The following is a 20,966-nucleotide window of genomic DNA, read 5'->3' as shown; positions in this document are numbered from 1 at the left end:
GTTAAAATGCCCGCTGACAGGTCAAACCCTGCCGGCACCGCCGACACAGCGCCGGGGTACTATTTTCCGTACCACACGGTCCCGATTCACCACCGGCATCGATCGGGCTTCAGAGCGGCGCTGCCCGGCCGATAGAGCAATTCGAACAGTCCATGCGCGGGCCGCCTGATCAAAAAGGGAGTCAGGACGTGAAAGGCATCATCTTCAACATGTTGAATGACATCGTGGTCAGCCGCTTCGATGAGCAGACCTGGGAAGTGCTGCTTGATAATGCCCGGGTCAGCGGCGCCTGGTCATCGCTTGGCAACTATGACGACCACGACATGCTGGCGCTGGTGAGCGCCGCCAGCCATCACCTGCACATGACGCCGCAGGCCTGCCTTCAGTGGCTGGGCCGGGAGATGCTGCCACGCCTTGGCGATTTTTATCCGGGCATGCTCGAACGTTTCGGTACCACGTTTGCCACGCTCAAGGCGCTCAACAATGTCATTCACCCCGAGGTGGTCAGATATCACCCTGATGCCATCGTCCCGGTCTTTCATTATCATGAGGTCACCGACCACAGCATGGTGATGGAGTATCGCTCGGTACGCGGCATCTGCAGCCTTGCGCACGGGCTCATGCTGGGCTGCAGCGATTATTACAACGAAACCGTGGCAATCGACCATATCCGGTGTCGCCACCGCGGTGATGAGCACTGCCTTTTTCGTATCTCGATCCGATGACAAAAAAAGCCCCGGAACCTCTTGCCGATACCGTCGAGCGTTTGCAGAAACAGCTCGCCCGCGAACGTCAGGCCCGTCGCGATGCCGAGCATGTCGCCGACACCAGCACCCGGCGTTTGTATCGCGAGCAGCTCAAGCTGCAGGCCATCTCGCAGGTATCCACTCATGCACACGGCAGCATGCGCCTTCGCCAGGCCACCCGGGAGGCGCTCAAGTCGCTGCTGGAACACACCGCCTGGCGCTACTGTCGGGTTGTCTACAAGCCCTTTGACAACATTACCCCACCGGTGCGGGTCTCCGCCCTGTATGAGGGTGACAGCCCGCGTACCCGCCCCGGCGACAGTCTGACCGCATCGGCGCAGGGCTGGTTCGAAAACGCACGCCCGCTGGATCTCGTGATACACGAACGCGACACGCCCGAAAAGCGCTGGCCCGGGCACATGCATCGACGTCTGCTCTGCAGCATCGGTACCGGTGAACAGTGCATGGGCGCGCTGGAGCTGTTCTCTTATATGGAAGACGAGGACGCCACCTTCAGTCGGGAGATGGTGCTGGCACTGGTACGAGAACTGGCGCATGTCTACAAGAGTGAGCGTGACCGCCAGGCGATCGAGCGCATGGCGTGGCGCGATGTGCTGACCGGCGCCCTGAATCGGGCCGCCTTTTTCCGCGACCTTGAAACCATTACCGTCGATTCGCGGCCGCTGGCGCTGTTGTATATCGATCTGTCCGGGTTTGGAGAGATCAATGAGGAGTATGGCCACGAGATCGCCGACCGCTATCTGTTTGAAACCGCACGCCGACTCGAGAGCGAACCACTAAGCCGCAGCGTGGCCCGCCTGGGCAGCGACGAGTTTGTGCTGCTCATGCCCCTGGTCGACGCCGACCATGCCGACACCATCGCCCGGGACCTGCTGGCCGATCTGGCCCGGCCCATGATGCTGGAACACCACCGCATCGAACCGGCCTTTCATGCCGGCCTTGCCGTCTACCCTGACGATGCCCGCGACGGCCATGCCCTGTTTTACGCCGCCGATATCGCCCTGGGCCACGCCCGGGCACATGACAACAGCCGTCTGCGGCGCTTTGATACCGAGATTGCCGAGCAGGTCGAGCGGCGCAAGCAGCTCGCCCTGCGCGTTCGTCAGGGCGTTGCCCGCCAGGAGTTCGTGGCATTCTTTCAGCCCTTCGTCTCGCGCGATCACCGGATCGTGGGCGCCGAAGCCCTGCTGCGCTGGCAGGCTGTCGATGCCCCCGGCCCCGCCGAGTTCATCCCCTTTCTGGAGGAGCAGGGGCTCATCCGCGAGGTGGGGCGCCAGATTCTGCATGACGTCATTCACAGGGCCGCGCAATGGCGCCTTGAACAGCCCGCCTTCGAAAGCATTGCGGTCAATGTGTCACCGGTACAGCTGCGGGAAGAAGCCTTCGTGGGTCATGTCATCAGTGCGCTGGAGGCGAGCGGCCTGCCGGCACACTGTCTGATTCTGGAAATTACGGAGAGTCTCTACATCAGCGCCGAGAAGTCAGTGCTCGAACGGCTGGCGCGACTGCGGGCACTGGGCGTGCGGCTGGCACTGGATGACTTCGGCACCGGCTACAGCGCGCTGAGCTATCTGCAGTGGATGCCGCTGGATATCCTCAAGATCGACAAGAGCTTCGTTCTCAAGCTCGAAACACCCTCCGAGCGGGATACCACCATTGTCCGGGCCATCATTCAGATCGCCCGGGCCTGTGGTCTGGCCGTGACCGCCGAGGGCGTGGAGTCGGCCAACGTGGCGCGCATCATGTGTGACCTCGGCGCGCACTGTCTGCAGGGCTATCACTTCAGCCGCCCGCTCGATGACGCGGCCATGACCGCCCTGCTGCACTCGGATGCAGCGTCAGGGGCCTCCCTTACTGGCTGAGATCCCGGTCCTCTGCTTCCTGTTCCTGCTCGCGGCGACGACGCTCCTCCTCTTCTTCGCGCACGTCCTCGATGACGTCCAGCAGGTCGCTGACGTCCACGCCGGCCGTGTCGCGATCGAAAACGCCGGTGAGCGGATAGTCGGGATAGAGTTCGCCGGCCTCATAGAGCGACCAGATTTCGAGTCCGTAGTCGGTGTTCAACAGCGACGGCGCATAGCGGCCGAAGCTGCGGCGCATGTTGTCGACATCGCGCAGCAGCATGCGGGAGGCGTTGTTGTTGCCGGCCGCGTCAACGGCCTGGGGTAGATCGATGATGACAGGGCCTTCCCGCCCGACCAGCACGTTGAACTCGGACAGATCGCCATGGACCAGCCCGGCGCACAGCATGCGGGCCACATCGCTCACGATGCGATGGTGGTACTCGATCGCCTGCGCCTCGCTGAGCTTGATGTCATCCAGACGCGGGGCGGGGTCGCCCTCCTCGTCCACGATCATCTCCATGAGCAGCACACCATCGACGAACCCGTGCGGTTCGGGCACACGAACGCCGGCATCCGACAGCCGATACAGGGCATCCACCTCGGCATTGAGCCAGGCCGACTCCTGCTCGCGCTGACCGTAGCGGGTCTTTTTGGACATGGCGCGGGCCCGGCGACTGTTGCGCACCTGACGCCCTTCTTGGTACTGCACGGCCTGCTTGAAGCTGCGCTTGCTGGCCTCCTTGAAAATCTTGGCACAGCGCAGCGCATCGCCACACCGCACCACATACACCTGCGCTTCCTTGCCGCTTTGCAGCTGAAACACGATGTCATCGATCAGCCCGTCATCCATTAGCGGCTGCAATCGTTTGGGAGTTTTCATGCGACCTCTTTGTTCGCTCGTGTCATGACAAGCCTGGCACAGTGTTCATGATGTCTGCCCCGACGTGCCCCTGCATGAGCTGTATCTGATACCGACGGGTCAGCGGGAGACCCGTCGCGCGCGAACGCCACGCCCCTTCAGGCCGCCGTCGTTCAAGTGAGCCAGTGCCGTATCTGCCACCTCGCGGTGTACCGCCACCCAGGCGCTTCGCTCCAGCACCCGGATTTTGCCGACCCGGCCGGCGTCGATACCGGCCTCGCCGGTCAGCGCCCCCACGATATCGCCCGGACGGATCTTCTGCTTCTTGCCGGCATCGATCATCAGCGTCGCCATCGCCGGCTCGAAGGGCGCACGCGTCAGCACGCTCGCTGGCGGCAGCGCCTCGAGCATGATCGGCGCCTCCTGCGGCGCGCCATACAGCGACAGACGTGCCCGCTCGCGCTCGCCAACCAGACTGTGGGCCGCGCCCTGCCCGCCGGCGCGTCCGGTCCGCCCGATACGATGGATGTGCGTTTCCGTGTCGTGGGCCAGCTGGTAGTTGAACACCGCATCGAGCGACTCGATATCGAGTCCGCGAGCGGCCACATCGGTGGCCACAAGAATCGAGAGACTGCCATTGGCCAGCAGCATCAGCGTCCGGTCACGATCGCGCTGCACCATGTCGCCATGCAGCGCCGAGGCCTCAAGACCGTGATCGTTGAGGGCATCGCTCACCGCCTGGACATCGCGGCGGGTGTTGCAGAACACCACGCTCGAGACCGGACGGTGCTTGAACAGCAGCCGTTTCAGCGCCTCGAGGCGTGCGCTGTCATTGTCGATGGCGTAGAAATGCTGACGAATGCTCTGCTCGTCGTGATCCGTATCCACCTCGACGGTGGTCGGCGCCTGCATGACCCGGGCCGCCACCGGTGCCAGCGCCTCGCTCCAGGTGGCGCTGAACAACAGCGTCTGCCGCTGGCGCGGGATCACCGCAATGATGGCCTCCAGCGCGTCCTGAAAGCCCATGTCGAGCATGCGATCGGCCTCATCCAGCACCAGCACGTTGAGCGCCTCGAGGCTCAGCGAGCCACGACGCAGGTGATCCTCGACCCGCCCCGGCGTGCCCACGATGATGTGCGCCCCGTGGGCCAGCGACTCGCGCTGCGGACCGATCGGCACGCCGCCGCACAGCGTCAGCACCTTGACGTTGTGACAGCCGCGCGCCAGACGACGAATCTCCTCACCCACCTGATCGGCCAGCTCGCGCGTCGGGCACAGTACCAGCGACTGCACGCAAAAGCGCTTGACGTTGAGACGCGACAAAAGACCCAGCCCGAACGCCGCCGTTTTGCCGGAGCCGGTGCGCCCGCGCCCGATGACGTCATGGCCGGAGAGCATCAGCGGCAGGCTCTCGGCCTGGATGGGGGTCATGGTGTGATAGCCAAGCGTGGCCAGATTATCCTGAAGCTCGGGGGCAAGACCCAGCGAGGCAAATTCGACGTCGACATCATTGGACATGGGGCAGCTCCCTGGCCTGAAACGGATGGACTGCCCGCGAAGGGGGCAATACGGATCGGACCGCGCAGCATACCAGAGCCACCGGGCAATATCGTTGGCGACCGGCCCGGACCACCCCGATGCGGGACAAATAACGCTATTCGACCCGGTCGGGCTTCAAGTAAAATCGAGCCATGACAGTCATCAAGGATCGGGAATCGATATGGGCAGGGCTTTCCAGAACCGCAAGGAAGACATGGCCAAAACGGCCGACGCCAAGACCAAGGTGTATAGCAAGTACGGGCGTGAAATCTATGTGTGCGCCAAATCCGGCGGTACCGACCCGGAGGGCAATCTGTCCCTGCGCGCACTGCTCGAGCGGGCCAAAAAGGATCAGGTGCCGTCACACGTGATCGACAGGGCACTCGACAAGGCCAGCGGCGTGGGCGGTGAAGACTTTTCGCCGGCGCGCTACGAGGGGTTCGGTCCCGGCAGCTGCATGGTCATCGTCGAGTGTCTGACCGACAACCCCAACCGCACCTTCGGGGACATCCGCGGCGTCTTTACCAAGACGAAATCCAAGCTCGGCACCCCGGGCAGCGTCAGCCACATGTTCGATCACTGTGCCATTTTTGTTTTCAAGGGCGAGGATGACGACGCCGTGCTCGAGGCGCTGATGGAAGCCGATGTCGACGTCACCGACATCGAAAACGAAAATGGCCGCCTCACCGTCTTTGCGCCGCACACCGAGTATGCCCGGGCCCGGCAGGCTTTGCTGGACGCCTTCGACGGACTGGATCTTGACACCGATGACATCCAGTTCGTGCCGCAGACCACCACGCCGGTCGAGGGCGAGGATGTGGCGCAGTTCGAGAAGTTTCTGAACATGCTCAACGACCTGGACGATGTACAAAACATCTATCACAACGCCGAGCTTCCCGAAAACGCCTGACGCTACCGGCACACATGAAAAAACCCACCGTCTGGTGGGTTTTTTGGTAACAGCGCCCGACGTCGTTACGGGTTGGACTTGGAAATCTTCGCGCCCTCCAGCGACACCCCGCCCTGAATGCCCTGGTTGTTCATGACAAAGGCCACGACTTCCTGATTGGCGGTATTGTTGGTGATCTGACCGTTGGCACCGATATCGGCCACGGCGACGCCGGCATTGGCGCCCACCGACCAGCCGTTGTCGCTGCGCACGCGATTGAGCGCCCCCTCGGTCATCAGCACATAGACCACGGCCTGGGATTGAGCCCCGGCCTGAAAGCCGATCGAGCCGCTGGTAGTGGTGTAGTAGCCGGCCCTTTCGCCATCGATCAAAAGCTGACCATCGCCGTGGCTGGCCCCGAACACGAAGCTGGCCCCGAGCACGCCCGGAAATACCAGCACCCCTTCCGAGCGCTGCACCAGGCTGCGGGCCTGAGGCGCCGTGCGATACAGCCGGTCAAGCGTTTCCTGGACGCTCTGATCAAGCTCGGCACGCTGTTCCATCCGGCTCTGGCGATCGGAAGGACCGGTGGTGGTACAGGCAGACAGCGTGGTGGCGCCCAGAACAGCGGCCAGCGCCAGGGCGCCAACGCGGGTAAAGCGGGGAAAACGTGACATATCAGGCCTCCTTGCCGTTGAAAACGCATCGCGCCAGAAGCTTACGATGACATTAAACAGGATAACGCTTTTATTGCGGCATCGCCTGAAAATACCGTCTCGTATTTGAAGATACCGCCATAAAAAGGGCTTTTTCTTCCGATCGGCCCTGTCATTAAACAGTCACGATATGAAGGCAGCTTGATCAGGACTGATGACACGATTCGGAACCGGGAGCCTTATCACCATGACGTTGACCGACAAGTGCCTCGCAATGGCCACCGCGACCGTACTGATCTACGGCATGGTCTTTGCCGGCACTTCCTCGTCCTCCAATGACACCGACACCCATGACACCCCGATCCACCATCAGGCCCGGGATGACATGAGCCGGCAGGACAGCGCCCGCAGCTGAGTGCCGGGACAGCCGATCACGCAGCAGTCCGGCGAAGTCACGGGGACAACCCCTGATGCCAGCGCCATCGGTGGCGCCTTCTACCCTCGGGCGCAGCCGTTCGAGTCGCGCCGCATGGTCAACAGTGTCACCGCCACGCCCTGATAAAATCCTGTCCGCTGTTCTCCCCGCTGAAAGCCGAGCGCCTCATACAGCCTGACTGCCGGGGTATTGGAAGCCACCACCGTCAGGGTGACGACACTGCCCTGCATGGCGGTCAAAGCGGCCATCATCAGATCACGACCGATCCCCCTGCCCCGCGCTTCGGGTGCTACCAGCAGCCCCACGATGTGACACGCCTGCCAGTAGATGACACCGGACAGACCCGCCGCCTGATCTTTTGTACTGTCCACCACCAGCGCCTCGGAGGCCGTGAACATGGCAAGGCGTGCTTCATCACAGGATAACGGTATAATAGAAAATCGATCGGGCCAGTCCGCTTCAAAGCGAAATTCATCCCCCTTGCTGCGCCGATACAGCGCGTCCAGGGCATCGGCATCCTCAAGATGATAGGCACGGACAACAGACATCGCGCCAGCATGCCGTTCCCGGCGATTGCCCTCAAGGGCCCGCCCTGCCCCTGGCGGGCATAGCGCGTTATCATCGCGCCACATTTTCTGCCGGATCATTGTCATGCCGATTCTTCAAAGCATCGTCCATCACCTCGACAAGTCCGCCGACGATCAGAACACCACGTTGCGCGCAGCACAGGCCCCCATGGCTGAATCAGGCGCGATGGACAACCTGCTCAATCACTTCAATGCGACCTTCAACGGCAAGACCAAGGGCTGGGGTCATTTCAGCGACGACGGCGCCTTTGCCCATGGCCTGAGCGAATACCTGGCCGGCAATCTCGGGTTTGTCGAGTTTACCCGTCAAAGCAGTGAGGGCTTTCGCACACTGATTGATGAGCATCTGCCCAGCGGCGGACCGCTGCTGTTTGTCCATGCCCGCCAGGGTGAGGCGGAGTTTCTGACGGTGGCGCTTTTGCACTACCGGGAAGGCTTTACGCTGGATGGGGATTTCAATGTTACGCCCAGCCGTCAGCTCAATCTGAGTCAGATGACGCTGGCCGTGCGCATCGATCTGACCCAGTGGCAGGCCGGCAACTCGAAGCAGTACATCGCCTTTACCCGCGACCGCGGCGGCAAGAAGCTGGTCGAGGAGTTTCAGGACCTTCTGGGCTGCGTCGAAGGTGTCGACGCCCCGGGCGAAACCCGTACCCTGCTCAAGGCCTTCAGTGACTATGTCGAAAGCGAGTCGATGGACGAGTCACAGAGTCGCGAAAAGACCGACGCCGTGATTGACTACGCCAGCGATCAATCCAAACGGGGCGAGTCGATCACCCTCGAGGAGTTTTCGAGCCTGGTGGACGACGAGCGTCCGGATGCCTTTCATGACTACATCCGCAACAAGGACTACGGCCTCTCCCCGGAGATTCCACCGGACAAGCGCACTCTGCAGCAGTTCCGTCGCTATACCGGACGCGCCGGCGGTATGTCGATCAGCTTCGACTCCCACCTGCTCGGCGACAGCATCGAGTACAACGAGTCACAGGATCGGCTGATCATCAAGAAGGTGCCCGGCCCACTGAAGGAGCAGATCAAGTCGCGCGGCCAGTAAGCACCCCTGGATTGGAACCTCTCGAAACCGCCAGTTTCTGCCTGCTCAAACGCTTGAATTTCCCTCACAGGACTTGTCAAGTTGCTTTTTTTCATGCCGATAACCCGGTTTGAAACGCCCGCCGGGAGCGGGGGTATCAAGTGACTACTGGCGGGGGGGGATGGGGATGCAATCGATGGGATGGGCGGCAGGAAAACGCAGGCGCAGCGTCAAGACCCGGCTCTTCGCCGGCCTGGGATTCATGATTCTGATGCTGGTCGGTGTCGGTACGGAAGCGATTCTTTGCAACAGTGAAACGCAGGACACGATGGCGCAGATTGTGGACCACGAGTTCGCGGCCATGGTCGACCTGGCGACGGTGCGCGCCACCATTGGTGACAACCGTACCCTGATGGCCGCCGCCGGCAACAGGCCGCTAACGACCGAGCAACGCCAGCAGCTCGAAGCCAACCGGGCCCGTACCGATGAAGCCTGGGCCAACTACTATCCGGCAATGGTCAGCAGCGATGCCGAACGTGACATCGCCCAGGCCTATCTGGCCGGGTTGAGCTCCCTGCGCACAATGCTGGACAGCGGACAGGCCAGCGAAGAGCAGATCAACGCGGCCTATGAGGATATCTACACGCAGGTCACCGGCCTTTATCGCGAGTCTCGCGCCAACGTGCAGGAAGCCTATGCAGAGAGCGTCACGGACTACGAATTCAATCGCAATCTGACGATCGCAGTGCTGCTGGCGGGCATTATTCTGGCCATCGCCATCGGTCTGTGGCTGGCCCGGGGCATCCTGCGCCCGCTGACCGAAGCGACGGCTTTCTCGCAGTCACTGGCGGCGGGTGATCTGGGCACCCGCATCACCAACTCCTATCGCGACGAATTCGGCGTACTGCTGGGCGCCATGACCACCATGCGCGACCGGCTTACCGGCGTGATCGGCGAGGTGGCGCGCAATGCCAAAAGCGTCGAGTCGGTTTCCAGCGAACTGGCAGCGAGCAACGACAATCTCAGCAAGCGCACCCTGGAGCAGGCGGCGAGCCTGCAGCAGACGGCTTCGGCACTCGAGCAGATCACCAACACGGTCAAGCAGAACGCGGACAACGCCAGTGAAGCCGACCAGTTGGCGAGTGCGGTGAGCGTCAGTGCCGGAGAAGGCGGTGCAGTAGTCGACCAGGCGGTGACGGCAATGCAGGAGATCGACCAGTCCAGTCACCGGATCTCGAACATTATCGGCATGATCGACGAGATTGCCTTTCAGACCAACCTTCTTGCCCTTAATGCCTCGGTAGAAGCAGCGCGCGCCGGAGAGCAGGGACGCGGTTTCGCCGTGGTCGCCCAGGAAGTTCGCCAGCTCGCCAGCCGCAGTGCCGATGCCGCCGGCGAGATCAAACAGCTGGTTTCTGAAAGCGCCGAACGGGTGCGCAAGGGCTCCGAGCTGGTTCAGCGATCCGGCGAAACGCTCAACGAGATCGTCTCCAGCGTGGAAAAGGTGACGGCGCTGGTGGCCGGGATCGCCACCGCCAGCCGCGAGCAGTCCGCCGGCATTCAGCAGATCAACACGGCCGTCAGCGAGATGGACAGCGTCACTCAGCAGAATGCAGGACTGGTTGAAGAATCCAACACCGTGACCGGTCATCTGAAGACGCAGGCGGAGAGCCTGGCCCGCGAAATCGGCTTTTTCAAAAACTTCGATGCTTCGACACCGGCTGTGGCGAATGCGACGTCTTCGAGCCGGCTCGCGTCGATGACGAGCGCACCGACACCACGGACATCCGACACCCGGGAAACCGTCGTGGCCGAGGAGTGGAGAGAATTCTAGCGACCCGCTCGTGCTTGATACGCCGCAGCAGACGCTTCCCCGGTCCACGACAAAAAACGGCTCGCTGAACAGCGAGCCGTTTGGCGCAAGCGCAATCAATTACCGCGACGATCAACCATCGTCGCGGTAAACGTATCGATTACTGCCCGTTGCGCTTTGCCATGACGCCTTCTTCAACGCGGCGACCGATGGTCTCGTCGACGTTTTTCCAGTACTCGAAAACCCGCGAGAGCACAGGCTCTTCGACACCGGCACTGACGTGGCCGACGATGTTGTTGACCAGGCGGTCACGCGCTTCTTCATCCATGACCTTGTTCACCAGATCGTTGGCCTGATTGAAGTCGCCGTCATCCGGGCGCAGCGTGTAGGCGGCGCGCACGAACTCGCCATCGGCCTGCCAGGTCGAGTTTTCCGGATAGCGCTGCGCATCGGCATGGGCACCGCCCTTGCTGTTGGGTGCATAGACCGGATCGGTGACGTTGGACATGCGCATCCGGCCGCCCTTGCTGTAGCTGTGGGTAGCGGCGTACTTCGGCGAATTGACCGGAATCTGCTGATAGTTCACCCCCAGGCGGGCGCGGTGCGCATCGGCGTAGGAGATGGTGCGTGCCAGCAGCATCTTGTCCGGCGAGAAACCGGTTCCCGGCACGGAGTTGTTGGGCTGAAACGCCGCCTGCTCGATCTCGGTATGAAAATCGGTCGGATTGCGATCCAGCGTCATTTTGCCTACCTCGATCAGCGGGTAGTCCTCGTGCGGCCAGATCTTGGTCAGATCAAACGGGTTGATGCGATAGGTTCTGGCGTCCTCGAACGGCATGATCTGCACGTGCAGCGTCCAGGTGGGATACTCGCCGCGGTCGATCGCATTGAACAGGTCGCGACGGTGGTAGTCGGCATCCGACCCCGCCATCTGATCCGCCTGCTCCTGGGTCATGCACTTGATGCCCTGATCGGTCTTGAAGTGGTACTTGACCCAGAACCGCTCGCCGTCTTCGTTGACCCACATGTAGGTGTGGCTCGAGTAGCCGTTCATGTGGCGCCAGGTGGCAGGAATGCCGCGATCGCCCATCAGCCAGGTGACCTGGTGGGCGGATTCCGGCGACAGCGTCCAGAAGTCCCACTGCATGTCGTGATCGCGCAGGCCGTTGTCGGCGCGGCGCTTTTGCGAGTGGATGAAGTGCTGGAACTTGAGCGGGTCACGCACGAAAAAGACCGGCGTATTGTTCCCCACCATGTCGAAGTTGCCTTCTTCGGTGTAGAACTTCAGCGCAAAGCCGCGCGGATCACGCCAGGTATCCGGGCTGCCGGATTCGCCCGCTACCGTGGAAAAGCGTGCGACCATTTCGGTCTTTTTGCCCGGCTGCAGAAACGCCGCTTTGGTGTACTGGCTGACGTCATGGGTCACCTCGAAATGCCCGAAGGCACCGCCCCCCTTGGCGTGTGGCTGGCGGTCGGGGATCATCTCCCGGTTGAAGGCCGCCATCTGCTCCATCAGATAGTGATCGTGCAGCACAATGGGGCCATCGGCACCGACGGAGAGCGAATGTTCGTCGCTGGATACCGGGATGCCGGCATCAGTCGTGGTTGGTTTGCGATTATCGTCAGTCACGGTGGTCTCTCCCTGTTCATCAATGTGTCGCTTGCGCGCCACATATCGTGCGCTTGGCCATCACGAAAGCGTCGCGGCGTGATCGCCCTGCCCTGCCCGGACCGCACATCCCGCTGGCGGTCATCGGGGCAGAGGCACAAGGTTATAAATAATGTCGGAGAGACTGTCCAACGCCCGGCCAGGGGCGGTCGGGCCTTTGGGCGCGACTGCGGCGATTGATTCAACCAGCCCTGCCAGGCGCCTCTTTCCATAAAGCCAGCGTTGGCGAGGCCTATCGATTATCAAACATATGATTGAAACAGGTTATCGATAGTAAAAGCCTATTCAGGCCATCATGAGATCCCATCTCCTGATGCGCCCCGGCGCCACCTGGGTGACCGACCGGTTCGCTGCCATCGAGCCCCGGGATCGTGTTCGAATCGATTCCCGGAAACTCGCCGACCGGCTCGATCGCCGATGCTTCGACCGGCGCAACTAACGCTCGAACGAGCCGGTGATCGGCAGGACCCTTTTGTGTCCGCCGCTGTAACGCCTTTCATGCAGCGCTCGAACATCGTCCACCAGCTCCGGCACCGGCCCTTCAACCATCACACCGGGCGCGATGTCACGAATCGACAGCATTCGCACCGGAGAAGCCGGCGCGCCAAGGCGTATCAGCCAGTCGCCCAGCTGCTCGGAAGAGCTGATAAAGACGATGCGCCCCAGCCCCGCCCAGGCGTGAGCGGCGGCGCACATCGGGCAGTGCTCCCCGGAGGTATAGACCGTGGCCTGTGCCCGCGCCTCAACGCTCATGTTGGCCGCGGCCCAGCGTGCCAGCACCAGCTCCGGGTGCTCGGTCGCCTCCCCGGTGACCACGCGATTGCGCGCTTCCTGCAACACCTCGCCACTGCCATCGACCAGCACGCTGCCGAAGGGATCATCGCCGGCCTCAAGGGCCTCGCGTGCCAGTGCGACACAGCGCTTTAGATGGACTCTGGCCTCTTCATTGATCATCGACTGCGCTTCCTTCCGAAATTGAGACAACTCGATCGAGCACGAAAAACGCCTCGATTGTAATTTTCAGCAATGCTTAAGTGACAATCCCTGGCTATAGTGACGCCGCCTCGAAAACCCGTCGAGGTTCAGAGCTCTCATCAAGGATCGAGGAGAACTGTCCGTGTCAGGACGTATGGAACACTTTCTCCGGCAGGGCAGCCGATGCGTTGTGCTTGTTCCCCTGCTGTTACTGTCAGGCTGCGGCCACGACATGCCGGGGTTCATGAACCCGCAGGGGCCGATCGCCCAGGCGCAGCGCCATCATTTCTGGATCGTCATCGCGCTGGTCATGATCGTGGTGATCCCGGTCATCATCCAGACGCCGCTGATCCTGTGGCGCTATCGCTATCGGGGCCACGCGGTCTATCGCCCCAAATGGGAGATGTCGCGCTGGCTGGACATCATTATGTGGGCGGTGCCGATACTCATCGTTGCCGTTCTGGGCGTGTATATCTGGCGCCAGACTCACGAGCTTGACCCTTACCGCCCCATCGCCGGTGACCAGCCGCCGCTCGAGGTTCAGGTGGTCGGCTACGACTGGAAGTGGCTGTTCATCTATCCCGACCAGGGCATCGCCACGCTGGGCCAGCTGGTCATTCCGGCCAACCGCCCGATCTCCTTTTCGCTGACCTCGGCCACGGTGCTGCAGTCCTTTTTTATTCCGGCGCTGGGCAGTCAGATCGACGTCATGAACCGCATGGTGACAAAACTGCATCTCGAAGCCGATCATCCCGGTCGTTTCGAAGGCAAGAACATGCAGTACAACGGCGAGGGCTTCCACCGCCAGCGCTTTATCACCCGCGCCGTGGACGATGACGCCTTTGATGCGTTTGTTGAGCGCACGCGCCGTGAAGGCCGGCCGCTGGATCAGGACACCTACGCCATGATTGCCGACAAGGGTGACAATCGTGATACCGCGCGCGCCCTCGGACTCGACACCCGCGACACCGATGCGGTGATCCGCTTCTCGCAGGTGCCGGACGGCCTCTTTCACATCATCATGAGCGGCTCACCGATCGACTGGTCGGCGCTGGATGTCGCTCCGCCGCAGCTGGGCACGACCCGTACCAGCGTGGTCCAGCCCCAACCCAACGACAAGTCGTCATCTTCCGGGCCCGAGTCTTCCGATTCGGCGTCTCCCGAATCACCGTCGCCCTCTCATGAGCGCAAGGAGGCGCAGCCGTGAGCGATACCACAAGTCTGATCTTCGGCCGTCTCGGCTGGGACGCCCTGCCGTTCTGGAGCATGCTGACCGACCACTCCTGGCTGAGCCTCATCAACGGCGTGATCGCTACCGGCGCCGCCGGCATGGTGGTCCTCGGGGCACTGGCGGCCATCGTGCTCGTGACCTGGCTGGGCAAATGGAAATACCTGTGGTCCGAGTGGCTGACCAGCCCCGATCACAAAAAGATCGGCATCATGTTCATCGTGATTGCGCTGGTCATGCTGGCACGCGCCATCGTCGAGGCCGTGTTCATGCGTGCCCAGCAGGCGGTCGGGCTCGACAGCGGCTTTCTGACCGCCGAGCACTTCGGGGAGCTCTTTACCACCCACGGCACCATCATGATCTTTTTCATGGCCATGCCGTTTCTCACCGGCATCATCAACTACGTGATGCCGCTACAGATCGGCGCGCGGGATCTCTCCTTTCCGGTGCTCAATCAGGTCAGTCTGGGGCTGACGGCGGCAGGCGCGGCGCTGGTGATGATCTCGCTGGTGCTGGCACCCTTTTCGATCGGCGGCTGGACCGGCTATCCGCCCTTTACCGAGCTGGCCCGCAACCCGGGCGCGGGGGTGGATTACTGGATCTGGGCGGTGACGCTCTCCACCCTGTCCTCGACCCTGACCGGGGTCAATTTCGCCGTGACCATCTTCAAAAAGCGCGCGCCGGGCATGAGGCTCATGCGCATGCCGCTCTTTACCTGGACGGCGCTGTGCACCGCGATTTTGATGATTTTTGGCATGCCGCCGCTGACGGTGGCCACCGGGCTGCTGGCGCTGGATCGCTATCTCGACTTTCACATGTTCACCACCGATCTGGGGGGCAACATGATGAACTACGTCAACCTGTTCTGGGCCTTTGGTCACCCCGAGGTCTACATCCTGATCCTGCCGCCCTTTGGCATCTTCTCCGAAGTCTTTGCCACCTTCTCGGGCAAGCGCATCTACGGCTATAAAATTCTGGTGATTGCCACCATGTGCATTGCGGTGCTGTCGTTCACCGTCTGGCTGCACCACTTTTTCACCATGGGTCAGAGCGCCCACATCAATGCCGCCTTTGGCATCGCCACCATGCTGATCGGTATCCCGACCGGCGTGAAGGTCTATGACTGGATGCTGACCATGTATCGCGGCCGTATACGCCTATCGGTGCCGATGGTCTATGCGATCGGCTTTATCATGCTGTTCGTGCTCGGCGGCATGACCGGCATCATCCTGGCGACCCCCAGCGTGGACTATCAGGTGCACAACTCGCTGTTTCTGGTCGCCCACTTCCACAACATGCTGATTCCGGGCCTGCTGTTCGGCATGCTCAGCGCCACCAACTTCTGGTTTCCCAAGGCCACCGGCTTTCGTCTGGAAGAGCGCTGGGGCTACCGGGCAGCGTTTTGCTGGATCATCGGCTTCATGCTCGCCTTCTTCCCGCTCTACGTACTGGGCCTGATGGGCATGCCGCGTCGCTCGGTGGCGTACTTCGAGCCGCAATACGTGCCGTGGATGATCGTGGCCGGCATCGGCGCGCTGGTGATCCTGTGTGCGCTGCTGTGCCTTCTGATCCAGCTGTGGGTGAGCATTCGCGACCGCCACGCCAACAACGTGTTCGCCGGGGACCCGTGGGACGGCCGCACGCTGGAGTGGTCCACCTCCTCGCCGCCGCCGGAATACAACTTTCCGGTGATTCCCGAGGTTCACAGTCTGGATGCCTTCATGACCGAAAAGGAAGGCGGCCGCGCCTGGCGCGTTCCGGATCACTACGGTGATATCGAGATGCCGGCCAACAGCGCCATGGGCGTTGTCATCGGTCTTACCAGTCTGGCCATGGCGTTCGGTCTGGTCTGGTACATGTGGTGGCTGGTCATTGCCGGCGGGCTGGTGAGCCTGGCCGCCGTGGTGGGGCGTGGTTTCGTGCGCCACACCCATCGCATCATCAGTGCCGACGAGGTCAGGGCCACCCATGAACACTGGCTGGCGCGCCTGCACCGGACCACGCCAATCGACCGCTCCCGGGAGCAGTCCACGGACAACCACGGTCTCGCCATGCCCCCCGTTGAAGGAGCCGTGCAATGAGCCAGCCTCTCCCTGCCCGACCGCAGGCCCGCCACCCCGGGCTCAATCTGGGCGCCGATCATGCTCAGGACGTCGACCGCCGCGAAGAGATGGTCTTCGGCTTCTGGGTCTTCATGATGAGTGATCTGATCATCTTCGGTCTGCTGATGGCCACCTACGTCACCATGCTGGGCGGCACCGCCGGCGGCCCCGGTCCCAAAGAGCTTTTCGAGCTGAAAAGCGTCTTCATCCAGACCCTGTTTCTACTGGTCAGCAGCGTGACCTTCGGCATGGCCTCGATCGCGCTCAAGTATCAGGAACAAAGACGCCTGGTGGTGTGGCTTCTGGTCACCCTGGTGCTGGGCGTTGCGTTTCTCTTTTTCGAGCTCAGGGACTTTCACACCATGTTTAACGAGGGCGGCGTACCCTCGCGCAGCGGCTACCTGTCGGCGTTTTTCTCGCTGGTGCCGCTGCACGGGCTACACGTTGCCGCGGCCTGCCTCTGGCTGGTGGCGCTGCTGGGCCAGATGGCCGTTCACGGCCTTGATGCGCCGGTCAAAACCGGCCTGCTGCGCCTTGCCATCCTGTGGCACTTTCTGGACATTGTCTGGATCGGTATTTTCTCGCTGGTCTATCTGGGAGGACTGTCATGAGCACATCCCGTCCCGAGCATGGCAGTGCCGAACAAAGGGCCCGGGAAAAGGCCCGCGAGCAGCGCAGCTACCTGTGGGGCTTTGGTCTGGCGCTCGTCCTGACGCTGATCCCCTTTGGAATGCTTGCCTTCACGGGCGTCGAGCGCATGACGCTGTGGCTCACCATCGGCATCTGCGCCCTGGTTCAGGTCATCGTGCATCTGCGCTTTTTTCTGCATATCACGCTGGATCGCAGCACGCGTGAGGATTTGCTGTTGATTCTGTTTACGGTGCTGATTCTGATCATCCTGTGCGGCGGCACGCTGTGGATTTTGCTGGATCTCTACCAGCGCATGCTGCCCGGCATGATGCCCTGACTGCCGAATCCATGGGACGCCGCCGGCACATGCACGGTCCCATATGGTTCGGGACCGTGCCTGTCCGCTCGCCCGAGCGCACACGGCCGATCAGCCGTAGCGGCCGGTAATGTAATCCTCGGCCTTGCGGGTGGCCGGGTTCTGAAACAGGGTATCGGTGTCGTTGTACTCGATAATCTCACCCAGGTGAAAGAACGCCGTGTAATCCGCCACGCGGGCGGCCTGCTGCATGTTGTGTGTCACCACCACAATGGTGAAATCATCGCGCAGGCGCACCATCAGGTCTTCGATGACTGCCGTGGAGATGGGATCAAGCGCCGAGGTGGGCTCATCCATCAGAATCACATCGGGGCGCAGCGCCACAGCACGCGCGATGCACAGGCGCTGCTGCTGACCGCCTGACAGTGACGTACCGGGCTGATGCAGCTTGTCCTTGACCTCCTCCCACAGACCGGCATCGCGCAGCGCCTTCTCGACCAGCTCCTCCTGCTCACGGCGACTGCTGACAATATCGTGCATGCGCGGGGCATAGGCGACGTTTTCGAATATCGTCTTGGGAAAGGGATTGGGGTTTTGAAATACCATCCCGACTCGACGGCGCAGTGCCACGACATCCATCTCTTTTGCGTTGACGTTTCGACCGCTCATTTCGATACGGCCCTCGACTCGTGCGCTGGGAATCAGGTCGTTCATCCGATTCAGACAGCGCAGAAAGGTCGACTTGCCGCACCCCGAGGGACCAATCAGCGCCGTCACCGTGTTTGAGTAGATGTCCATGTCGAGTGTCTGGAGCGCCTGAAAATCACCGTACCAGAGGCTCAGATCGCGCACGATCATGCTTGGCTGGTCGTGATCGACCTTGCCGTTACGAGTCACCGGCTGACCGCCGGACTGCTCCTGCTGCTCGGGCTTGTCACGGTTCTGCGCTGTTTCGCCGGCGGTGTCCGCACCTGCTGTATCGCCGTTATTGCTGATATTTTCCGGAACGCCATGCCCTTCCCTGTCCATGGAAGGATTGTGCGCAGTGTCGTTGGTCATGTCACCCCGGGCGTTCGCCTGGCGGCTCATGGCAAGAGACTGTTTCATCTTTCAACTCCCGAATGAATTCATGTGCCGGCCGATACCTACCAGCGGCGCTCGAAACGGTTGCGCATCGTGACGGCAATGGCGTTGAGCAGAATCAATACCGTCAGCAGTACCAGAATGCCGCCGGCCGTTTTCTCCTGAAACGCCTGATCGGGCAGACTGGCCCAGCTGTAGATCTGCGCCGGCAGTACGGTGGCGGAATTCAGCAACGACAGATCTGCGGTAGGAATAAAAGCGATCATGCCGACCAGAATCAGCGGTGCCGTTTCCCCGATGGCCTGGGCCATGCCGATGATCGAGCCGGTCAGAATGCCCGGTAGCGAGACCGGCAACACATGATCGCTGACCACCTGCCAGCGGGTGCAGCCCACGCCGAAAGCGGCATGACGAATGCCGTCAGGTACCGCGCGCAGCGATGCCCGCGTCGAAATGATGATCAGCGGTAATGTCATCAGTGCGATGGTCAAACCGCCGACCAGCGGCGACGAACGGGGCATGCCGAAAAAACCGATGAAGATCGCCAGACCCAGCAGGCCGAACAGGATGGAGGGCACGGCAGCGAGGTTGTTGATATTGACCTCGATGAGCCTTGTCAGCCTGTTTTTCGGGGCAAACTCCTCCAGATAAATGGCCGTCATGACGCCGATGGGGAGACTGATGGCCATGGTCACGGCAATGGTCAGCAGCGTGCCCAGTGCCGCGGCACCGATGCCTGCCATCGCCGCAGAGCGTGACCCCCCGGCGGTAAAGAAGGTGGTATTGAACTTCAGGCCGGCCCGATCCTGCGCGACCATTTGATCGACCAGCGCCTGCTCCTGTGACGACAGTGAATGACTGCGATCCTTGAGGTACTGATCGACCTGGGTGGCAGCCACCACCCATTCGGTGCGCGTGGTCCCCAGCAGTGACGGATTGTTTTCAAGCCGGTCGGGAAGGTTCCAGAAAAAGCCCTGTGAGATCAGGGGCTGATACTGCTCATCGACCGCATTGAGCGGCATGGCGCGGGTCTTTTCACTGTAGGAGACCTCCACTTGTACCCGGCCCTGCAGAAAGGCCGACCAGCCGCGCTGGACCATGTCGCCGAGAAAGATCGCTAAAAACAGGCCTGACGCGACCAGGGCCGACATGGAGAGCATTTTCAGATGCCGCGTTTTGCGGTGGCGCTTGCCAAGCTGTCTTGTAATCTCGTCAAAGGAATCCGACATTCCCTTTTCCCCTTTCAGATTCAGAGCGCATTCAGGCTGTACTTGCGGCGGAAGTGACTGATCATGAAAACCGAGACCAGATTGAGCAGCAGCGTTACCACGAACAGCACCAGCCCCAGCGCAAAGGCAGAAAGCGTCTGAGCGCTGCCAAAGGAGGTATCACCGGTCAGTGACGACACGATACTGACGGTAACCGTCGTCATGTTTTCCAGTGGGTTGCCGGTCAGGTTGGGACTCATGCCCGCTGCCATGACCACGATCATGGTCTCGCCCAGGGCACGGGAAACGCCCAGCAGCGAGGCTGAAATGATGCCCGGCGCCGCAGTAGGCAGCACGACGTTGCGAATCATCTCGCCCTTGGTGATCCCCAGCGCCAGCGCCCCCTGACGCAGGGAATCCGGCACCGAATTGATCACGTCATCGGACAGGGAGGAGATAAAGGGAATGATCATGATGCCCATGACAAGCCCGGGCGAAAGCGCATTGCTATAGGAGGCTTCAAGCCCGAAAAGACCGGCGATGTCGACGATCACGGGGGACACGGTGATCGCGGCGAAAAAGCCATAGACCACGGTGGGGATGCCGGCCAGTACCTCCAGCATTGGCTTGGCCAGCCGGCGTACCCTCTGCGGCGCGAACTCCACCATATAAATGGCCGACCCCAGCCCGATCGGGATCGCCACCAGCATGGCGATCAGGGCGATCATGAAAGTACCGGCAAACAGCGGCAGCGAACCGAACTCAGCCTGGCTGGAGGCCGAAGAGGTGCGTCCCGCGGCCTCCAGAAAGCTGGCCCCCGGATTCCAGCGCGTGCCGGTAATGAAGTCCCAGAAGCTGTACATGCCGAAAAAACGCAGCGCTTCGCTGACCACCGACACCAGAATCCCCAGGGTCGTCATGATCGAGATCAGTGCCGCACCTGCCAGCGTAAAGCGGATCACCCACTCGATGGCGCTGCGGGCATGAAAATCGGAGCGCACAAAACGCAGCCCCAGCCCCATACCTAGCAGTGCCACGGCCAGCCCGATAAAATAGAGAGAGTAGAGCGGCACCGGTGAGCCGACCATCAGCAGCACCAGCCAGCAAAGAAAGATAACGGCGATGGCGGCCCCCACGCTGGCCAGACTCAGGAACCAGCCGTACTGGTCGGGCTGAGAGCGCATCGAGGTGCCTGTGGCGCGAACGCGGGCAGCGCGCTGTCGCCCTGCCAGAAAGGCGACCGCGCCCAGCCCGACCATCAAGACGATAAAAGCGGGAAGCAGGTAGTCAGACATGGCCTTTCTCGGATGTTTTGGGTACGCACGGAGGAGG

Annotated in this window: 20 protein-coding genes; 11 read left to right on the top strand and 9 right to left on the bottom strand. The window is 61.6% G+C overall.

The window, feature by feature from the left end:
* The first annotated feature begins 188 nt into the window (after nucleotides 1-188).
* Nucleotides 189-725 (top strand): heme NO-binding domain-containing protein, encoded by a 537-nt coding sequence (locus M1D97_RS05295; protein ID WP_456269700.1) that lies wholly within the window; start codon nucleotides 189-191, stop codon nucleotides 723-725.
* On the top strand, nucleotides 722-2,629 hold the full coding sequence (locus tag M1D97_RS05290) for a putative bifunctional diguanylate cyclase/phosphodiesterase (RefSeq protein ID WP_456269699.1): 1,908 nt from the start codon (nucleotides 722-724) through the stop codon (nucleotides 2,627-2,629). Before M1D97_RS05295 ends, M1D97_RS05290 begins: the two co-directional genes overlap by 4 nt.
* Here the strand turns inward: M1D97_RS05290 and M1D97_RS05285 are convergent.
* Both M1D97_RS05285 and dbpA read right to left on the bottom strand, forming a co-directional pair.
* On the bottom strand, nucleotides 2,619-3,491 hold the full coding sequence (locus M1D97_RS05285) for a PA4780 family RIO1-like protein kinase (protein ID WP_456269698.1): 873 nt from the start codon (nucleotides 3,489-3,491) through the stop codon (nucleotides 2,619-2,621). The two genes, M1D97_RS05290 and M1D97_RS05285, sit on opposite strands and share 11 nt — an antisense overlap.
* A gap of 99 nt (nucleotides 3,492-3,590) precedes the next feature.
* The gene (gene dbpA, locus M1D97_RS05280; RefSeq protein WP_456269697.1) at nucleotides 3,591-4,988 is read right to left on the bottom strand and encodes an ATP-dependent RNA helicase DbpA; all 1,398 of its coding nucleotides are present in this window, start codon (nucleotides 4,986-4,988) and stop codon (nucleotides 3,591-3,593) included.
* A 202-nt stretch (nucleotides 4,989-5,190) separates the two neighbouring features.
* Between dbpA and M1D97_RS05275 the strand changes: the two genes are divergently transcribed.
* Nucleotides 5,191-5,919 carry a YebC/PmpR family DNA-binding transcriptional regulator gene (locus M1D97_RS05275; RefSeq protein ID WP_456269696.1) on the top strand — a complete coding sequence of 243 codons (729 nt, stop codon included), beginning with the start codon at nucleotides 5,191-5,193 and terminating at the stop codon, nucleotides 5,917-5,919.
* Between the two features lie 65 nt (nucleotides 5,920-5,984).
* On the opposite strand, the gene M1D97_RS05270 is transcribed toward M1D97_RS05275, so the two are convergent.
* A complete protein-coding gene (locus tag M1D97_RS05270; protein WP_456269695.1) occupies nucleotides 5,985-6,575 on the bottom strand; it encodes a BPSL1445 family SYLF domain-containing lipoprotein in 591 nt (196 codons plus the stop codon).
* A gap of 226 nt (nucleotides 6,576-6,801) precedes the next feature.
* Here M1D97_RS05270 and M1D97_RS05265 point away from each other — a divergent pair, with 226 nt between their 5' ends.
* Nucleotides 6,802-6,969 (top strand): hypothetical protein, encoded by a 168-nt coding sequence (locus tag M1D97_RS05265; RefSeq protein ID WP_456269694.1) that lies wholly within the window; start codon nucleotides 6,802-6,804, stop codon nucleotides 6,967-6,969.
* An 80-nt stretch (nucleotides 6,970-7,049) separates the two neighbouring features.
* On the opposite strand, the gene M1D97_RS05260 is transcribed toward M1D97_RS05265, so the two are convergent.
* Nucleotides 7,050-7,538 (bottom strand): GNAT family N-acetyltransferase, encoded by a 489-nt coding sequence (locus M1D97_RS05260; RefSeq protein ID WP_456269693.1) that lies wholly within the window; start codon nucleotides 7,536-7,538, stop codon nucleotides 7,050-7,052.
* A gap of 103 nt (nucleotides 7,539-7,641) precedes the next feature.
* Between M1D97_RS05260 and yejK the strand changes: the two genes are divergently transcribed.
* On the top strand, nucleotides 7,642-8,631 hold the full coding sequence (gene yejK, locus M1D97_RS05255; RefSeq protein WP_456269692.1) for a nucleoid-associated protein YejK: 990 nt from the start codon (nucleotides 7,642-7,644) through the stop codon (nucleotides 8,629-8,631).
* 166 nt (nucleotides 8,632-8,797) lie between these two features.
* Entirely contained in the window at nucleotides 8,798-10,444 is a 1,647-nt protein-coding gene (locus M1D97_RS05250) for a methyl-accepting chemotaxis protein (RefSeq protein WP_456269691.1), read from the top strand.
* Nucleotides 10,445-10,583: 139 nt separating this feature from the next.
* On the opposite strand, the gene M1D97_RS05245 is transcribed toward M1D97_RS05250, so the two are convergent.
* Nucleotides 10,584-12,053: a catalase gene (locus tag M1D97_RS05245; protein WP_456269690.1), complete on the bottom strand. Its 1,470-nt coding sequence runs from the start codon at nucleotides 12,051-12,053 to the stop codon at nucleotides 10,584-10,586.
* Between the two features lie 334 nt (nucleotides 12,054-12,387).
* Between M1D97_RS05245 and M1D97_RS05240 the strand changes: the two genes are divergently transcribed.
* Nucleotides 12,388-12,531 (top strand): hypothetical protein, encoded by a 144-nt coding sequence (locus M1D97_RS05240; RefSeq protein WP_456269689.1) that lies wholly within the window; start codon nucleotides 12,388-12,390, stop codon nucleotides 12,529-12,531.
* Here the strand turns inward: M1D97_RS05240 and M1D97_RS05235 are convergent.
* Complete coding sequence (locus M1D97_RS05235) at nucleotides 12,528-13,046, bottom strand: nucleoside deaminase (RefSeq protein WP_456269688.1); 519 nt, start codon at nucleotides 13,044-13,046, stop codon at nucleotides 12,528-12,530. The genes M1D97_RS05240 and M1D97_RS05235 overlap by 4 nt on opposite strands.
* 163 nt (nucleotides 13,047-13,209) lie before the next feature.
* On the opposite strand from M1D97_RS05235, the gene M1D97_RS05230 reads away from it, so the two are divergent.
* Genes M1D97_RS05230 through cyoD form a run of 4 tightly spaced genes read left to right on the top strand, consistent with a single transcriptional unit; the run spans nucleotide 13,210 to nucleotide 17,364 of the window.
* Nucleotides 13,210-14,274 carry a cytochrome c oxidase subunit II gene (locus M1D97_RS05230; protein WP_456269687.1) on the top strand — a complete coding sequence of 355 codons (1,065 nt, stop codon included), beginning with the start codon at nucleotides 13,210-13,212 and terminating at the stop codon, nucleotides 14,272-14,274.
* Nucleotides 14,271-16,376 carry a cbb3-type cytochrome c oxidase subunit I gene (locus tag M1D97_RS05225; protein ID WP_456269686.1) on the top strand — a complete coding sequence of 702 codons (2,106 nt, stop codon included), beginning with the start codon at nucleotides 14,271-14,273 and terminating at the stop codon, nucleotides 16,374-16,376. Before M1D97_RS05230 ends, M1D97_RS05225 begins: the two co-directional genes overlap by 4 nt.
* Nucleotides 16,373-17,008 (top strand): cytochrome c oxidase subunit 3, encoded by a 636-nt coding sequence (locus tag M1D97_RS05220; protein ID WP_456269685.1) that lies wholly within the window; start codon nucleotides 16,373-16,375, stop codon nucleotides 17,006-17,008. Before M1D97_RS05225 ends, M1D97_RS05220 begins: the two co-directional genes overlap by 4 nt.
* Nucleotides 17,005-17,364: a cytochrome o ubiquinol oxidase subunit IV gene (gene cyoD / locus M1D97_RS05215; RefSeq protein ID WP_456269684.1), complete on the top strand. Its 360-nt coding sequence runs from the start codon at nucleotides 17,005-17,007 to the stop codon at nucleotides 17,362-17,364. Before M1D97_RS05220 ends, cyoD begins: the two co-directional genes overlap by 4 nt.
* Nucleotides 17,365-17,454: 90 nt before the next feature.
* Here cyoD and pstB read toward each other — a convergent pair whose 3' ends face one another.
* The 3 genes from pstB to pstC form a co-directional block, all read right to left on the bottom strand.
* Nucleotides 17,455-18,240: a phosphate ABC transporter ATP-binding protein PstB gene (gene pstB, locus M1D97_RS05210; RefSeq protein WP_456270177.1), complete on the bottom strand. Its 786-nt coding sequence runs from the start codon at nucleotides 18,238-18,240 to the stop codon at nucleotides 17,455-17,457.
* Between the two features lie 248 nt (nucleotides 18,241-18,488).
* Nucleotides 18,489-19,655, bottom strand: a complete 1,167-nt coding sequence (gene pstA / locus M1D97_RS05205; RefSeq protein ID WP_456269683.1) for a phosphate ABC transporter permease PstA — start codon at nucleotides 19,653-19,655, stop codon at nucleotides 18,489-18,491.
* 20 nt (nucleotides 19,656-19,675) lie between these two features.
* Nucleotides 19,676-20,929 carry a phosphate ABC transporter permease subunit PstC gene (gene pstC / locus M1D97_RS05200; RefSeq protein ID WP_456269682.1) on the bottom strand — a complete coding sequence of 418 codons (1,254 nt, stop codon included), beginning with the start codon at nucleotides 20,927-20,929 and terminating at the stop codon, nucleotides 19,676-19,678.
* Nucleotides 20,930-20,966 lie beyond the last annotated feature (37 nt).

The sequence above is a fragment of the Kushneria sp. AK178 genome, assembly GCF_053903105.1.
This window is presented reverse-complemented; position numbering and strand designations above follow the sequence as displayed.

Coding starts and splice junctions, on each gene's coding strand:
- M1D97_RS05265 (WP_456269694.1), top strand. CDS start 6,802: ATGACGTTGACCGACAAGTGCCTCGCAATGGCCACCGCGACCGTACTG.
- yejK (WP_456269692.1), top strand. CDS start 7,642: ATGCCGATTCTTCAAAGCATCGTCCATCACCTCGACAAGTCCGCCGAC.
- M1D97_RS05260 (WP_456269693.1), bottom strand. CDS start 7,538: ATGTCTGTTGTCCGTGCCTATCATCTTGAGGATGCCGATGCCCTGGAC.
- M1D97_RS05250 (WP_456269691.1), top strand. CDS start 8,798: ATGCAATCGATGGGATGGGCGGCAGGAAAACGCAGGCGCAGCGTCAAG.
- pstA (WP_456269683.1), bottom strand. CDS start 19,655: ATGTCGGATTCCTTTGACGAGATTACAAGACAGCTTGGCAAGCGCCAC.
- M1D97_RS05235 (WP_456269688.1), bottom strand. CDS start 13,046: ATGATCAATGAAGAGGCCAGAGTCCATCTAAAGCGCTGTGTCGCACTG.
- M1D97_RS05270 (WP_456269695.1), bottom strand. CDS start 6,575: ATGTCACGTTTTCCCCGCTTTACCCGCGTTGGCGCCCTGGCGCTGGCC.
- cyoD (WP_456269684.1), top strand. CDS start 17,005: ATGAGCACATCCCGTCCCGAGCATGGCAGTGCCGAACAAAGGGCCCGG.
- M1D97_RS05290 (WP_456269699.1), top strand. CDS start 722: ATGACAAAAAAAGCCCCGGAACCTCTTGCCGATACCGTCGAGCGTTTG.
- M1D97_RS05275 (WP_456269696.1), top strand. CDS start 5,191: ATGGGCAGGGCTTTCCAGAACCGCAAGGAAGACATGGCCAAAACGGCC.
- M1D97_RS05285 (WP_456269698.1), bottom strand. CDS start 3,491: ATGAAAACTCCCAAACGATTGCAGCCGCTAATGGATGACGGGCTGATC.
- pstC (WP_456269682.1), bottom strand. CDS start 20,929: ATGTCTGACTACCTGCTTCCCGCTTTTATCGTCTTGATGGTCGGGCTG.
- M1D97_RS05240 (WP_456269689.1), top strand. CDS start 12,388: ATGAGATCCCATCTCCTGATGCGCCCCGGCGCCACCTGGGTGACCGAC.
- dbpA (WP_456269697.1), bottom strand. CDS start 4,988: ATGTCCAATGATGTCGACGTCGAATTTGCCTCGCTGGGTCTTGCCCCC.
- M1D97_RS05220 (WP_456269685.1), top strand. CDS start 16,373: ATGAGCCAGCCTCTCCCTGCCCGACCGCAGGCCCGCCACCCCGGGCTC.